This window comes from Rhodanobacter thiooxydans, assembly GCF_030291135.1.
Taxonomy (GTDB): domain Bacteria; phylum Pseudomonadota; class Gammaproteobacteria; order Xanthomonadales; family Rhodanobacteraceae; genus Rhodanobacter; species Rhodanobacter thiooxydans_A.
Genome location: NZ_CP127409.1, coordinates 3006607 through 3021093 on the forward strand (window position 1 = coordinate 3006607; position 14487 = coordinate 3021093).

The window sequence follows — 14487 nt, forward strand, 5'->3', positions numbered from 1 at the left end:
CCGGCCATATATCAACCACCCAACTGCGAGCTCAACACACCATTCGCCTGCGCGCCTGGTCCGCCTATTCGATCAGTGAATACCGCGACTCGGCCATCACGCGCCGTCGCGCGTTTCCCGCAGGCGCAGGATGAACGCGAGCACCGGCACAGCCACCGCCGCCAGCGCCCACGGCAGCCAGGGGTGATCGCGCAGCAGCCAGATCGACGCACCCATCGACAGCACGATCAGCGCCACCGCACTGAACTTGGCCCGCCGCGGCACCGTGCGCTCACGCTCCCAGCGCACGATCGCCGGCCCCAGTCGCGGCCGCGCCAGCAACCAGCGATGCCAACGCGGCGACGCGCGCGACCAGCAGGCGGCGGTCAGCAGCAGGAACGGCACGGTCGGCAGCAGCGGCAGCACGATGCCGACCAGGGCAAGCGCCAGCGACAGTGCGCCGGTCACGATCAGCAACCAGCGCACGACGTGGGCTCGGCGTGGCTCCGGAGCGGCGGGATGGGATATGGACAAGAAGCGGGCTCGCGCAGGGGTATGAGCTTGACTCTAGCGCATACCCACATTCCGGCATCCCAGAAAAAAGCCGCCCGGATCGCTCCGGGCGGCTTGGTTTTCCACCGACGGATCCGGCTCAGTCGACCGCGGCGTCCAGCCCGCGCCGCTTCAGCAGCGGCTCGATTTTCGGCTCCTGCCCGGTGAAGTCGTGGAACAGCTGCAGCGCGTCCTTGCTGCCGCCACGCGACAGCAGGGCGGCGCGGAAGCGGTCGCCGTTGGCGCGGGTGAGGCCACCGTTCGCCTTGATCCACTCCACCGTGTTCGCGTCCAGCACCTCCGACCAGATATAGGCGTAGTAGCCGGCCGCGTAGCCACCCATGATGTGGCTGAAGTACGGCGTGCGGTAGCGCGGCGGCACCGGCGCGTAGTCGGTGCCGTTCACCTTCAGCGCGGCGGCCTCGAACGCCACCACGCCGCCGGCCTCGGGGATCTTGTCGGCGCCGAGCTGGTGCCAGCTCTGGTCGAGCATCGCCGAGCCGAGGTACTCGGTGGTGGCGAAGCCCTGGTTGAACTTGGATGTGGCCAGCACCTTGTCCAGCAGCGCCTTCGGCATCGGCGCGCCGGTCTGGTAGTGCTTGGCGTAGTTCGCCAGCACGCTGGGCCAGTCGGACCACATCTCGTTGACCTGCGAGGGGAACTCCACGAAGTCGCGCGGCACGCTGGTGCCGCTGAAGTACGGGTACTGCACGTTCGAGAACATGCCGTGCAGCGCATGGCCGAACTCGTGGAACATGGTGGTCACCTCGTCCCAGGTCAGCAGGGTCGGGCCGCTGGCCGGCTTGGTGATGTTGAGGTGGTTGGCCACCACCGGCAGGTTGCCGGTGAGCCCGGACTGCTGCACGTAGGCGTTCATCCATGCGCCACCGCGCTTGGACGGCCGCGCGTACATGTCGGCCAGGAAGATCGCCAGCTGGCTGCCGTCGGCGTTGTACACGTCGTACACCAGCACGTCGGGGTTGTAGACCGGCAGGTCGGTGCGCTGCTTGAAGCTGAGCCCGTAGAGCTGGCCGGCGGCGTAGAACACGCCGTTCTCCAGCACGTTCTTCATCTCGAAGTACGGCTTCAACTGGCTCTCGTCGAAGTCGTACTTCTCGGCGCGCACCTTCTCGGTGTAGTAGGCCCAGTCCCACGGCTGCAGCGCGAAGGTCGCCTCGCCCTTCGCCGCCTGCTCCTTGTCGATCATCGCCTGCAGCGCCGCGCCTTCGCGCTTCGCGTTGGCCACGGCCGGCGGCGCCAGCCTGGTCAGCATCGCATTGACCGCTTCGGGCGTCTTCGCCGTCTCGTCGGCCAGCACGTAGGCGGCGTAGGTGGGATAGCCGAGCATGGTCGCCTTCTCCGCGCGCAGCTTCAGCACCTGCGACACGATCGCGGTGTTGTCGTACTGGTTGCCGCGGCTGCCGCGGGCGATCGACGCCTCATGCAGGCTCTGGCGCAGCGCGCGGTTCTGCAATTGCGCTTCCGGTGGTTGCCCGGTGGTGTTGAGCAGGGCAATCACGTACTTGCCGTCCAGGCCCTTCGCCTTTGCGGCGGCCGCGGCGGCGCCGATCTGCTCGTCGCTGAGGCCGGCCAGCTCTTCCTTCGTGTCGACCGCCACGGCGGAATCGTTCACTTCGGCCAGCACGTTCTGGCTGAACGTCGTGCCCAGCTTCGCCAGCTTGCCGTTGATCTCCTTCAGGTGCGCCTTGTCGGCGTCGGACAGCTTGGCGCCGGCGCGCACGAAGTCGGTGTGGTAGCGCTCGATCAGGCGCACGCCTTCGGCGTCCAGGCCCAGGCTGTCGCGCGTGTCGTACAGCTTCTGGATGCGCGCGAACAGCTGCGGGTCCAGCGAGATCGCGTCGCGATGCGCGGCCAGCTTCGGCGCGTACTCGGCCTGCAGCGCCTTGCGCGCGTCGTTGGTGTCCACGCCGACCAGGCTGAAGAACACGGTCGAGGTGCGGGAAAGGATCTGCCCGGACTTCTCCAGCGCGACGATGGTGTTGTCGAACGTGGGCGCCTCGGCGTTGCCGGCGATCGCCTGGACTTCCCCGAGATGCTCGGCCATGCCGCGGTCGAAGGCGGGCGCGAAATCGCTGTCCCTGATCTTGTCGAACGGCGGGTAGTGCAGCGGCAGCGGGCTTTCACGGAAGAACGGATTGCCGGCGTCGGCGGCCACCGTATCGGTGTGCGCCTGCGAGGTGGCGGATTCGCTCTTGTCGCTGCCGGTATCGGTGCAGGCGGCCATGGAACCGGACAGGGCAATGGCCAGGGCCAGCGCGATGGGATGCTTCATCGGTACGGATCTCGTCGTGGGGTAAACCCCGATCCTACCCAATGCCTGCCGCTTTCATGCATGACTAAAGCCATGGTGTGCGACGCTTCGCCGCGGCCATCCACCTGTGCCGGATGGCGCGCCCGCGCGTGTGGACCTTCAGCCTGCCAGGGCAGCCGGAACCACCACCGCTGCATGATCCGCGCCGGCCAGCTGCACCGGGTGCAACGTGGCCGTCAGCATCGCGCCCATGACCAGCGCGCAAACGGCGAAACAGACGACGAACAAGCCGGCCAGAATCTGTGATTCGAATTTCATGACGTGCCTCCGCTGATGGGTGAGGTTCCCTGTGATGTACGGAGTGCAATCGCCATGCCAACCCGTTGTGGGACGCGCGAAGCCTTGTCCCGCCTGCATCCACCGGCAATGCGCACGATGCCGGCGGGTTGTCCGCGGACAGCCGCCGCGCCGTGGCCGGACAGGCGGACAATCGCAACGCCGCCGCGCGCCGGTCAGCCCGCTGCGCGCGATTCGCCGGTGGTGCGCCGCAACTTGCGGTACTCGACCACGGTGAGCGCGATGACCACCAGGTCGAACAGGGTCAGCGCCACGAAACCGAACGAAGGACCAGCCACCACCATGTGGTAGATCTGGTACGCGGCAAACGCCGCGGTCAGCCAGATCAGACCCGGGTAGGCCCACAGCCTGCCGCGCAGGATCTCCACGATCACCACCAGTTTCGCCACGCCGTGGGACAGCAGGTAGACCGCCGCGAACAGCACCGAGCCCTGGTCGAACTGTGCGGCCCAGTGCAGCACGTGCGTCGCGATGAAGTCAGTGGGATCCTGGTGCAACTCCGGCGCGACCAGCGCGCCAACCCATGCCTGCAACCGCAGCGGACCGAGCAGCAGCAGCCAGAGTCCGCCGACGACCTCGCTGATGCCGTCGAGTCCCTTCAAGCCGAGCCCGATCGCGAAGGCCTTGTCGGACAGGGTTTGAACGCGCAAGTCGATCATCGACACACTCTTCCGCGGTAGACCCGGAAACTAGTGGCCGCCGGTCCGGAGCCTGCTCCGTGGTTGGGGACCGGTGGCAACCTGCCTACGCCGACAACCATGTTCGCATGGCCTGGGTGACCGCCGCGGGCTGCTCCATCGGACTCATGTGGCCGCTGTCCTCGACCACCACCAGCTGCGCCTGCGGCATCAGCGCAACCATCGCCTCGTGCAGCGCCAGCGGCGTGAGCACGTCCAGCCGGCCGCACAACACCATGACCGGACACGTCAGGCTGCGCAACACCGCCTCGCCGTCCTCGCGCCGCATCACGTTCTGCCGGATGAACACGTCGCGGCCCTGGCGCAAAGTCATCGCGTTGATCCGCTGCGCCAGCGCCGCATCGTGCAGCCGCGCTGGCGCCACGAAGCTCGGCAGTAGTTGTTCGGTCATGCCGCGGAACTCGCCGGGCAGGCTAACCGATTTGTTGGCCGCCCGCCGCTGCGCGATGCGCTCGGGCGTATCGGCGTGGAACGAAGTGTCGAGCAGCGCCAGCCGCTCGATGCGCTGCGGCGCCTGCCGCGCGATTTCCTGGGCAACATAGCCACCGAACGAAAAGCCGGCCAGCGCAAAGCGCGGCGGCGCGGTCGCCAGCAGCTGCCGTGCCAGTCCGGCGATGCTGTCGCCATGGCCCAGGTCGGCGACCCGGCACTCGGCCACGTCGGCCAGGCCCGTCAGCTGGTCGCGCCACAGCTCTTCGTCGCACAGGAATCCGGGAAGCAGCAGCAACGGCGGCCGAGGGTCAGTCACGGTGTTGCCCGGAGATCGGAAAGGAAGCGGCATTATCGACCACATCGCACGCCGTGCCCTGCGCCGGCGCAGGCGAGGACACGCCGCACGCCTGCGCAGCCTGGTCGGCGCCGTCCGCGTACCTTTCGTGCAACGCCACCGGCGCGACCTGTCCGTTCGCGCGCCGGCGGATCCACAGGTTGATCAGCTCCACGAACACCGAGAAGGCCATCGCAGCATAGATGTAGCCCTTCGGGATGTGCTGGCCGAAACCATCCGCCACCAGCACCAGGCCGATCATGATCAGGAAGCTCAGCGCGAGCACCTTGACCGTGGGGTGGCGCTCGACGAACTCGCCGATCGGCCGCGCGAACGCCAGCATGAAGCCGATCGAGGCGAGGATCGCGGTGACCATGATCCAGCGCTCGTCGACCATGCCGACGGCGGTGATGATGGAATCGAGCGAGAACACGATGTCGAGCAGCATGATCTGCGTGACCACGCTGCCGAACGTCGCCACCGCTGCACCCAGCGTCACCTGCTCGGTGGCGCCCTCCAGCTTCTGGTGGATCTCGTGCGTGGCCTTGCCGATCAGGAACAGGCCGCCGCCGACCAGGATCAGGTCGCGCCACGAGAACGCATGCCCGAACAGCGAGAACAGCGGTGCGGTCAGCCCGACGATCCATGCGATCGCGAGCAGCAGGCCCAGGCGCGTGACGGCCGCCAGGACGATGCCGGTGCGGCGTGCCGCGTTCCGCTGCGCCGGTGGCAACTTGCCCGCCAGGATCGAGATGAAAATGATGTTGTCGATGCCGAGCACCAGTTCGAGCGCCGTCAGCGTGGCAAGGGCGATCCAGGTTTCGGGGTTGGCCAGCAGTTCCATGGGAAGTCTCTTCGCGGGATGGGGATTCGGCGCCGGTAGCAGGAGCCAGCCGGCGGACAGGACGGAGCCGTCGCGTGTCACGGTTGTGGATGGACGTCCATGGGCATGCTGCGACTCCGGCAAGGCTCGAAAGGCCACGGCTGGAAAGGCATCTGTGATGGACGCACCTTCGCCGTGGAGCGGCGAAGGTCTTGCTCGCAAACCAGCAGATGGCTTGCTGCTGCACCGGAGCCCAGGCTCGTCATGACGGCGACAGCGATTGGGAGCTACTCCCCTTCGGCGACGATGCTAGCACACGCTCACGTCGTGCAATGCGGTCCGCGCCGGCCGCACTGGCATGTCCGCAAGCACCCGTTCGACAACGGCTGCCGCGTCATTCGAGGGTGGCGGGAAATCAGCCTGCGTCGATGGCCGCCAGTGGCGTGTCGCCCGCGGCGACATCGAGCGCCTGCAGCGAGACCGTCTTGCTGCCGCCGTGCAGTGACTGCCGGCCGACTTCGCGAAAGCCCAGCCTGGCGTGGAAACGCGCGGACGCCGGATTGGGCGGCTCGATATCGAACTCGCAGGTGAGCAGCGGCACCGTCTCGCGTACCGCCAGCGCGTACAACTCGCGATAGAGCCGGCCGCCGGCACCACGCGCCTGCGCGTCGTCGGCCACCACGATGCGATCCACGTACAGGAAGCGCGGATGGCGCTGCGTGAACCAGCGGTAGTTCGGGCTGTCGTAGTCCGCCCCCTCGCGCAGCGCGAGCAGGAACGCCTCGACCCGCCCGGCCGATTCGATCACCCGATGCAGCGCCGCCTGCGCATGCAACTGCGCCAGCCGCGCGTGGTCGAGTGGACTCAGCACCGCCACGAACGCCTCGTTGAGGGCGAGGATGGCGGGGAAGTCGGCGGGGGTGGCGTCGCGGATCATCGGGGAATGGTCGAAGCGGCGTGCGGAAGCCTAGCCGTGTGCCAGCGCGTAGTCGATCGCCGCGCACACCGCCGCTGCCTGCGCGGCGTTGCATTGTTCGGGCGTGGCGCGCGGGCTGTCGGGATAGACCTCGGTGGTGGTGCGGTACGGCGCGTCGGTGATGCCGGCGCACAGGCCCAGTGGGCGGTAGTCGTATTCGATCACGCCATGCGCCACCACCGGCGAGCCGATGATGGTGCCGTCCGGATCGGCCGGCGCGATGTGGGTGACCTTGGCCACCGCGGCGATCACCGCCTGCTGGAACGCCGGCTGCGGATTGGCGCTGTCCGCGCAGAGATAGAAACCATCGGGAATGGTGCCCGGCTCGTACGGCTTGCCGTCGCGCGCGGCCAGCGCCGGGCGGAACTCGCTCTCGTCGCTGTCGGTGGTTTCGTGCAGGTCGATGTGCACCCGCACGCGCTCGCGCCACGGCGCGACCAGCCGCATCAGCGCCGCCGACTCCTGCGCCGGGCTGTGCTCGCGGAACGAGCGGTTCGGGTCGAGCGCATCCGGGTTCCAGCGGTGGATGCGCTCATAGCCCCACGGGCTCACGCACGGCACCACCAGCAGGTTGGCCCGCCCCGCGTAGTCCGCCGCATGCCGCTCGATGAATTGCAGCGCCCCGTGCACACCGCTGGTTTCGTAGCCGTGCACACCGCCGGTCACCAGCGCCACGGGGAGCTCGTCGCGCCAGCCGCGGCTCCTGATCGCGAACAGCGGGTAGCTGCCGGAGGCATAGTCCAGCCGGCCATACTCCGCCACGTCGAAGCGTGCGCGCAGGGTTTCGATCACGCCCAGCACGTCCGCTGCGTAGCTGCGCCTGACACTCTGCCGCGATTGCCAGGCCGCCACTTCCGCTTCGCCCCAGGGACGTCCGGGGGTGCCGATGGGATAGAAGGCCGGGGTAGTCATCGTGGCGCTCGCTTCGCTGTGCTATCGGGAGAAGCGGAACACTGTAGCACCGGGCTGCAACGTTGACGGCGGCGACGCCGTCCCGATCACCCGTTCGCCGCCGCGATGCACGCCATCGAAGCGGGGATGGCGACGAGCTCCAGCTCACCTGCCCGGCGCAGACACTGCCCGCGCCGGCGTCAAGGCTGCCGCTGGTCCGGCGACTCCAGGATTTCCGTCAGCGGCCTGCCCTGGACCGTGCCGAGGGAAACGTGCAGCAGATGCGCGATCGTCGGCGCAACGTCGAGATTGCGAAATGCCGGGATTTCGCCCCTGGCCCGGATACCGAAGCCTGCGGCGATGAAAATGCCCTGCATCAGCGGGTCCGAGTTGGGGTAGCCGTGGGCGCCGATTTCCCGGGTCGGCGTCACGAAGTCGCCCGTATCGCCCTCCTTGAAGGCGTAGCCGTCTGCGGCGTAGAGCAGCAGGTCGGGCGCCTGGTCGCTCTGCGCCGGCACCGGCCAGCCCTGCTTCGCCGCCTCGGCGGGAGTCAGTACCGCGCGGATGCCGGGCCGGCCTGCGAAGAGCGATTTCAATTTGCCGGTCGAGGCCTCCGTGGCGTGCTGCTGGAAGACCAGGGCGAAACCATCATCCGGCACGCAGAAACTGGGCTGAGCCGCGGAGGCACCCTGCAGCCCGGCCTGTCTGAGCAGGACATTGGGATGCACCAGCTGGCGAACGCTCTGCTGGCCGTGGTCGGAGACGATGATGAAGGTCGTGCGATCGAGCTCACCGGCGGCACGTACCGCGTCGACGACGTCCTTCACGCGATCATCCAGAAAGGCGATGGTGTTGCGCCCCGAGTCATTGCCGAAGCCCGTGTCGTGCTCGATGTTGTCCAGCGCCAGCAGATGCAGCAACAGCAGGTCGGGGTGATGCTTGCGGATGATGTCGATCGCCGCACGGGTGTAGAGGCGATCGCGCCACGCCTGGGACGAGTCGCCGAAATGCACGAGCTGATCACGGGTGACGACGCCCTGCCGCACGAGCTCCTGCTCGATGGCGCCGTCGGGATCGGGGTGTTCGGCGAACTGCCAGTCGATGTTCCGCGCGCCTTCGATGGCGACCCAGTCCACCTGCGCCGTCGTGAGGCCCGCCCGATGCACGGCGTCGTAAACGGTGGGCACGGCGACCAGCCGGGACTTCGGTGCCCCCATGTCGATCCGGGGCGGCGTGGCGGTGCGCTGGTTGACGATGAGCCCGTTGACCAGCACGTGATGCCGGCTCGCGTCGACCCCGGTGACCATGGCGGTGTGGTTTGGCCAGGTGACGGTGGGGTTGATCGGCTGCATGGAAACCGCATAGGCGCCACGCTGCATCAAGGCATGGAGCGTCGGCGCGGGCAGCCGCGGCTCATGCAGGCTGGCCGCGCCGAAGGCGTCCAGGCTGATGACCACGACCTTCGGGCCCGGCGTGGCCGGCGCCGCCTGGACGCAAGGCGACAGCGAGGCGCTGCCCGCAAGGAGCATCGCCGCGGCGACGACGCTTCTAAGCAAACCGGAGGCTGGGCACATCATGCGATCCCGTCGATGGAGAAAAGGCGTCTGTCGGAACACTGGCATCAGTCAACCACCTTGCGCTCGCCGCCCGTCGCGCTGGTGGCCGCGGCGGCAGGCGCCTTTCCGGCCGGCGCTGAATCTGCCGGCATGGAATCTGCCGGCGCTGAATTCATCGGCGCCGAATCCGCCGGCGCCGGGCCCGTCGCATCCGCCGGCCGGCTGGACTGGCCCGGATGCCATTCGAAAGTCGCCACGCTCTGCGGCGGCAACGTGTACTCGAAGTGGGTCTGACCCTGCGCGACCGAGACGCGGCGCGCCTCCGCATTGCTGTTGACCATCACCAGCACCACCGATCCGCCGGAGGCGTTCTGGAACGCCACGTTGTCGAGGCCCTTGTCGGTATCGCTGGATCTCACCCGCACGGCACCGGGCAGGACGAAGCGACTGAAGTGGGCGAATGCATAGTACTCATCGTTGCGGCTCACCGCGCCGGTGCGCGAGTCGATCGTGACCACGCCCTTGCAGGCATCGCACCCGCCGAAATGCGGACCGTGTTGCTCGTCCAGTGCAAGGTTCCAGTACACGATACCGCGCGCCCACTGCCGCAGCCCTACCAGCAGCAGGTCGCGCGTGAACCACAGCAGCTCGCCGTTCTTGCTGGACTCCCAGTCGCCGCCAGAACACTCGGTGATGTAGGTGTCCTTCTTCGGAAACGCGCGATGCACCTGGCCCTGCGCATACGGGCTGCCGCTGTAGCAGTGCCAGGCGATGCCGTCGACATAGCGCGCAGCAGCGGGGTCGGCCAGCACGTCCAGCGGCTGGTCCGGCTGGTCCCAGTTGTGGTCCCAGCCCAAAATGAGCGTCTTCGGCTTGCGCGTCGCCAGCGCCGGGCCGAGATACTGCGCGATGATGCGCACCCGCGCGGCCGCGGGCAATTCCATGCCCGGGTAGGTCAGCGGCACGAAGGCCGGCTCATTCTGCAGGGTCAGCGCGAAGATGGGGATGCCGTAGCCGCGATAGGCGTCGACGTACTTGACCAGGTAGTCCGCGTAGGCGCTTTCGAATTGCTCCAGCAGGCCGCCGCCGACCAGGTTCGCGCTGGTCTTCATCCACGCCGGCGCGCTCCACGGCGAGGCGATGATGCGCAGCTGCGGGTTGATCGCCAGCACCTCGCGCACGGTCGGTATCACCTCCGACAGGTTTGCGGCGACATTGAAGTGCAGCAGCTGCGGATCGGTGTCGCCGGCGGGCAGGTCGTCCAGGGTGTACGGCTGCAGCGAGAAATCCGAGGCGCCGATGGTCAGCCGTGTCATGTTGAAGTTGAGCCCGGGCGGCGGGCCGAACAACTCGCGCAGCAATGCAGCGCGCTGCGGCGCATCCAGCCGGTTCTGCAGCAGCCACGCCGAGGCGTCGGTCAGCGCCGCGCCGAAGCCGACGATGGACTGGTACTTGTGGTCGATGTCGACGACCACGTCGGCGGGCGACGAGCCGCCGGCGCCCGCCTCGATATCGGGCTGCCGCGCCAGGCGCAGCCGGCGATCCGCCGTGCTCAGCCACAGCCTGACCGCGGACTCCGGCGGTGGCGGCGCCAGGATGACACCGCCTTCCACCGCGAAGTGCACGCGCGGCGGCGCCAACGCCCACAGGGCCAGCACGGTGATCAACGCGAGGGACGCAACAGCCAGCCAGCCGGGAACGCCTTTGCGCTCATCCATGGTGCACGCCAATCCCATCGTCCACATTGCGGTTCACTGGCGACAACCTCACGATCACGAAGCCCCTGGCGTGCGCATCACAGATCGGCAAAGAGTGCAGCGAAACCGGGGTTCGCGTCGACCCGCACGAAGCGCGGCCCCGGTCTGCACGGCGCACCTCCCGCAGGCGCGCCAGCCAAGCTGCCCGGCAAGGCCGGACCGGGGAGTCATCCTGACACCGTTGCATCCTTCCTGCCGCCGGCCGGGCGGCCATGCTGCCGGAAAGAAGAACCCGATCGCACTTTCGCGCGTCAAAGCCGTCGCCGCCGCGGCTTCGGCCCGACATGCGGGCGGCGCCGCGGCGCCTATCGCTTCGCCAGCCGGTACGCCACCGTCTGCAGCGCGCTCACCCCTTCGGCGGCGAAGCCCGGCTGCTGCGCCAGGATATCGCGCCGCTCCAGCGTCGCCACCGTCCAGTCGCGGCCATACAGCTCGCGCACTTCGGCTTCCGGCACCGGGAACGGCGGCCCCTGCTTCTCGTGCGGCGGATACTCCAGCGTGACCAGCAGGCCACGGCAGCCGGCCGGCAGCCGCGCGTGCAGCTCGCGCACGTAGCGATGGCGCAAGTCCGGCGGCAGGGCGATCAGCGCGGCGCGGTCGTAAACCGCCGCGCAATCGGCAAGCGCCGCGGCATCCAGCTCGAACACGTCGCCGCAGATCAGCTCGATCGCACCGGCCACATGGTGGACGCCGTAGCGCGAGGCGTGCACCTGTGGCGTCAGGCCGTGCTCGTCGAAGAACTGCGCCACCGCCAGCGGCGACAACTCCACCCCCAGCACGCGATGCCCCTGCTCCGCCAGCCACCGCAGGTCCAGCGACTTGCCGGCCAGCGGCACGAACACCCGGCTGCCCGGCGCCAGCGCCAGCGTCGGCCAATGCCGCAGCAGCAGCGGCGTCGGAGCTTGCTGGTGAAAACCGGTACGGCCTTCGCGCCAGCGCTGTAACCAGAACTCGGACTCCATGGGGTCTCCTGTCGACAAATGGATGGCCAGGCTGGCATCGTGCAAGCCGGCCAGCGAAGAAGCAAAAAATTCACGCCTGCCCGGGCCAGCCCGCGCGGAGCGGCAAGCGCCCGCGGTGGCGGCCAGGCGGCGGCCTAAAGATGGTCCGCGCCCCGACGCAGCCAGTTATCGATCAGGGATTTCTCGTAGCGCAACGAATCCTGGTCGGCCGGGGAGCTGCTGCTGAGGAAGGCGGCGTTGCGCAGCTTGCGCTGGCCCTGGCGCAGCACCTTGCCGTCGGCGCCGTACAAGGTGAAGTTGAGGTCGATGCGCGGCGGATAGACGTCCCTGATGATGCGCACGTCGTTGAAGTCGGGGCCGCGCCAGGGCTCGTAGGCGCCGGCCCGGACCACGTCGGTCACCTCGATCTCCAGCCGCTGGCCCGGTGCCAGGATGCGCGAGGCGCGCTGGACGATATGCGCCTTGAGCGGCGCCAGGTAAGCGTCGGGATTGACCAGGTGCACCCCGCGGCTGCGCATCGCCTCAGTGAAGTGCTGCGGGTCCTTGTAGCGCACGCTCACGTTGTCCGTCGTGGTCGCGGCCTGCGCGGCCATGGCCGCGAGGACAAGGCCGGCAAGGCACAGCAGGCGCAGCAGGCGCAGCAGGCGCAGCAGGCGCAGCAGCAGGGAAGATTTCATGACGGCTCTCCCGGAACGGGTCGAACGGCCGCAGCGGGCGGGTGGTGCAGCCGTGGCGCAGCGGGCATCAGTATACGTCCGGGCAAACGCGGGGCGGCGAACGCTGTTTCGAGCCATTACCCGCCCGGCTTCCGCGGTCGCAGGGCGACGCCGGCGGGAAAGAGGGATTGGACCCCAAACCGCCGTGCTACTCAAAACCGGGGGAACGTCGGGTCGCTCACGACCACGGTGCCTGCGGCGGCGTACCCGGAAGTCGCGAAGTCATGCATGAGACTCATCTGCACTCCTGAACGCGGTGATCCAGTCGGGGCTACGCCATCCTACTGACATGGCTCACCCTTTTCGAGGAATGCGATGCCTCCACGCGATCTGTCCGCCGCGATGAGCCGCACTTTCCGGTAGTCGGGGAATTCCGCGACACCTCATATGCCCGCAGACCCCGGATCCCGTGCAAGAACGGGGACACAAGAATGGGGCCAAGTCCACTTCCGAGATCCCGAAATTGTCCCTGACACCTTTTTGCTCCTAGGCGAAAGTACACAAGCCACGCGCTAGGCGTGTTGCCATGACGTCACCGTTCTTCAGGTGGCGTAAGGTGATTAACGTGCTCGACCGTTTGCACACCGCCTACCTCGACCCACCAGGAGAATCGCCATGAATGCACGCGTTTTCCGCCCCTGCCTGCGCCCGCTTTGCCTCGCGCTGATCGCGCTCAGCCTGACCGCAGTCGCCTTGCCCTCCGCTGCCACAGCCCTGGATCCCGCCACGATCGGCAAGGCCGCCGGGGTCGACGCCAAGGCGCAGCCCGATGGTGCCGTCAAGATCGGCTGGAGTCGCTCGGACGTGCCGGTCACCGTCGACGGCATGCGTCTGTCGCCGGCCGCTGGGCTCGGCTCCTGGGCATCCTTCACCGCGATGGGCGATCAGGCCATGGTCATGGGGGACACCGTCGTCTTCCAGGACGAGGTCGATGCCGCCATGGACGCCGCGTTCGCACACGGCCTGAGCGTCACCGGGTTGCACAACCATTTCTTCTACGACCAGCCGAAGGTGTACTTCATGCACCTCGGTGGCGAGGGTTCATCGACGCAGCTGGCCGCTGGCGTCAAAGCGGTGTGGGATGCGGTGAAGGCGGTACGCGCAACCCATCCTCAGCCCGCGCAAGGGTTCGGCGGCGCCACGCCGTCGCCGGGCAAATTGAGTGCGGCATCGATCGCCACGATCATTGGGCACCCTGCGCCGGTCACCGATGGCGTGGCCAAGGTCACCGTCGCACGAGAGGGGCAGATGCACAGCCAGGCCATTGGCGCATCCATGGGGTTGACCTCCTGGGTCGCGTTCAGCGGTAGCGATGAGCTGGCGTCCATCGATGGCGATTTCATCATGCGAGCCGACGAGGTGCGCCCGGTGCTGCAGGCGCTGCGCAAGGCCGGCATCCACATCGTGGCCCTGCACAATCACATGATGGGTGAGAACCCGAACTACTACTTCACCCATTTCTGGGGCAAGGGCAAGGTCGCCAACCTTGCGCACGGGTTCCGCGCGGCGCTCGATGCCCAGGCCGCCAGCGCGAAGCACTGACATCACGCCAGGGGAGCACCATGCGGAGTGCGTCGCCCCAGCCTGCGATCGTGGCCGCCCTGATGGTGGCCATCCCGGCAACGTGGGCGTACACGCAGAACACCCTCGTCAGATCGACCGAAACCGGGGCGGTGCAAGTTAAGCAGAAGATCGAAGCACGACGGATTCAGGAACCTAACGATTTAACTTCCTTCGTCCCGGTTTCGCGATTACCCCTCCGTACGGTCTCCGCGGAAATTGTCCCTGACACCTTTTCCATGACACCTTTTCCAGACACCTTTTCCAGGTTCGTGGCGACTTCGACGATTGACGACTAGGCGCGCATAGTTCCAATCTGGAAAAAAGAGGAGCCAGTCATGCGATGCTGGAAATGCGAAAAGATCGTTCCGAATGACGACGTATGTTTGGGGTGCGGAGCTAGTGCAAGCGATGCTCCACCACGAAGACCAGTAATTACGTCAGAGCAAGATGACTGGGAGGCAGTATTAGGGCCCAAGAAAGAGCTCCGATACGTAGAACCTGAAGACGAAGAGGTCCCTGGTGATGCCGACGAAATGCCTATTATTGCGGAACGCCTGGCGCTCACTTGTCCGCAGTGCCGTTCACCGCAGCTGACGGCAAATAAACGGGGAGTCAGTCT

At 67.4% G+C, this 14487-nt stretch carries 14 protein-coding genes; 2 read left to right on the forward strand and 12 right to left on the reverse strand.

All coding sequences use genetic code 11. From position 1 onward, the window contains the following. Positions 1 to 96 precede the first annotated feature (96 nt). The 12 genes from QQA13_RS13910 to QQA13_RS13965 all read right to left on the reverse strand — a co-directional run bounded on the left by QQA13_RS13910 (position 97) and on the right by QQA13_RS13965 (position 12266). Positions 97 to 465, reverse strand: a complete 369-nt coding sequence (locus QQA13_RS13910) for a YbaN family protein (RefSeq protein WP_108470337.1) — start codon at positions 463 to 465, stop codon at positions 97 to 99. 166 nt (positions 466 to 631) lie between these two features. After that, positions 632 to 2824, reverse strand: coding sequence for a M3 family metallopeptidase (locus QQA13_RS13915; protein WP_108470336.1), 2193 nt, complete (start codon positions 2822 to 2824; stop codon positions 632 to 634). A gap of 138 nt (positions 2825 to 2962) precedes the next feature. Further along, positions 2963 to 3121 carry a hypothetical protein gene (locus QQA13_RS13920; protein WP_159082140.1) on the reverse strand — a complete coding sequence of 53 codons (159 nt, stop codon included), beginning with the start codon at positions 3119 to 3121 and terminating at the stop codon, positions 2963 to 2965. A gap of 194 nt (positions 3122 to 3315) precedes the next feature. Next, entirely contained in the window at positions 3316 to 3819 is a 504-nt protein-coding gene (locus QQA13_RS13925; protein WP_108470335.1) for a DUF2127 domain-containing protein, read from the reverse strand. 85 nt (positions 3820 to 3904) lie between these two features. Further along, a complete protein-coding gene (locus tag QQA13_RS13930; RefSeq protein WP_199909788.1) occupies positions 3905 to 4606 on the reverse strand; it encodes an alpha/beta fold hydrolase in 702 nt (233 codons plus the stop codon). Continuing rightward, complete coding sequence (locus QQA13_RS13935; protein WP_234411242.1) at positions 4599 to 5468, reverse strand: TerC family protein; 870 nt, start codon at positions 5466 to 5468, stop codon at positions 4599 to 4601. The genes QQA13_RS13930 and QQA13_RS13935 overlap by 8 nt, the downstream gene beginning before the upstream one ends. 394 nt (positions 5469 to 5862) lie before the next feature. Further along, complete coding sequence (locus tag QQA13_RS13940) at positions 5863 to 6384, reverse strand: GNAT family N-acetyltransferase (protein WP_108470333.1); 522 nt, start codon at positions 6382 to 6384, stop codon at positions 5863 to 5865. A 30-nt stretch (positions 6385 to 6414) separates the two neighbouring features. Continuing rightward, on the reverse strand, positions 6415 to 7335 hold the full coding sequence (locus QQA13_RS13945) for a M14 family metallopeptidase (protein ID WP_108470332.1): 921 nt from the start codon (positions 7333 to 7335) through the stop codon (positions 6415 to 6417). Between the two features lie 179 nt (positions 7336 to 7514). Continuing rightward, entirely contained in the window at positions 7515 to 8891 is a 1377-nt protein-coding gene (locus QQA13_RS13950) for an alkaline phosphatase family protein (RefSeq protein ID WP_199909787.1), read from the reverse strand. Between the two features lie 44 nt (positions 8892 to 8935). Beyond that, positions 8936 to 10588 (reverse strand): glycoside hydrolase family 30 protein, encoded by a 1653-nt coding sequence (locus tag QQA13_RS13955; RefSeq protein WP_108470330.1) that lies wholly within the window; start codon positions 10586 to 10588, stop codon positions 8936 to 8938. A gap of 344 nt (positions 10589 to 10932) precedes the next feature. Next, on the reverse strand, positions 10933 to 11589 hold the full coding sequence (locus tag QQA13_RS13960; protein WP_108470329.1) for a thiopurine S-methyltransferase: 657 nt from the start codon (positions 11587 to 11589) through the stop codon (positions 10933 to 10935). A gap of 134 nt (positions 11590 to 11723) precedes the next feature. After that, on the reverse strand, positions 11724 to 12266 hold the full coding sequence (locus tag QQA13_RS13965; RefSeq protein WP_428992304.1) for a DUF3016 domain-containing protein: 543 nt from the start codon (positions 12264 to 12266) through the stop codon (positions 11724 to 11726). 323 nt (positions 12267 to 12589) lie between these two features. On the opposite strand from QQA13_RS13965, the gene QQA13_RS16220 reads away from it, so the two are divergent. Both QQA13_RS16220 and QQA13_RS13970 read left to right on the forward strand, forming a co-directional pair. Then, positions 12590 to 12778, forward strand: a complete 189-nt coding sequence (locus tag QQA13_RS16220; protein ID WP_211200188.1) for a PaeR7I family type II restriction endonuclease — start codon at positions 12590 to 12592, stop codon at positions 12776 to 12778. A gap of 142 nt (positions 12779 to 12920) precedes the next feature. Then, positions 12921 to 13847, forward strand: coding sequence for an LppY/LpqO family protein (locus tag QQA13_RS13970; protein WP_108470328.1), 927 nt, complete (start codon positions 12921 to 12923; stop codon positions 13845 to 13847). Positions 13848 to 14487: the final 640 nt, after the last annotated feature.

What these genes read in the sequence shown, in the direction of transcription:
- QQA13_RS13935 (WP_234411242.1), bottom strand. Translation starts at nt 5,468, where the DNA reads ATGGAACTGCTGGCCAACCCCGAAACCTGGATCGCCCTTGCCACGCTG.
- QQA13_RS13960 (WP_108470329.1), bottom strand. Translation starts at nt 11,589, where the DNA reads ATGGAGTCCGAGTTCTGGTTACAGCGCTGGCGCGAAGGCCGTACCGGT.
- QQA13_RS13950 (WP_199909787.1), bottom strand. Translation starts at nt 8,891, where the DNA reads ATGATGTGCCCAGCCTCCGGTTTGCTTAGAAGCGTCGTCGCCGCGGCG.
- QQA13_RS13970 (WP_108470328.1), top strand. Translation starts at nt 12,921, where the DNA reads ATGAATGCACGCGTTTTCCGCCCCTGCCTGCGCCCGCTTTGCCTCGCG.
- QQA13_RS13915 (WP_108470336.1), bottom strand. Translation starts at nt 2,824, where the DNA reads ATGAAGCATCCCATCGCGCTGGCCCTGGCCATTGCCCTGTCCGGTTCC.
- QQA13_RS13940 (WP_108470333.1), bottom strand. Translation starts at nt 6,384, where the DNA reads ATGATCCGCGACGCCACCCCCGCCGACTTCCCCGCCATCCTCGCCCTC.
- QQA13_RS13945 (WP_108470332.1), bottom strand. Translation starts at nt 7,335, where the DNA reads ATGACTACCCCGGCCTTCTATCCCATCGGCACCCCCGGACGTCCCTGG.
- QQA13_RS13920 (WP_159082140.1), bottom strand. Translation starts at nt 3,121, where the DNA reads ATGAAATTCGAATCACAGATTCTGGCCGGCTTGTTCGTCGTCTGTTTC.
- QQA13_RS13965 (WP_428992304.1), bottom strand. Translation starts at nt 12,266, where the DNA reads ATGAAATCTTCCCTGCTGCTGCGCCTGCTGCGCCTGCTGCGCCTGCTG.
- QQA13_RS13955 (WP_108470330.1), bottom strand. Translation starts at nt 10,588, where the DNA reads ATGGATGAGCGCAAAGGCGTTCCCGGCTGGCTGGCTGTTGCGTCCCTC.
- QQA13_RS13925 (WP_108470335.1), bottom strand. Translation starts at nt 3,819, where the DNA reads ATGATCGACTTGCGCGTTCAAACCCTGTCCGACAAGGCCTTCGCGATC.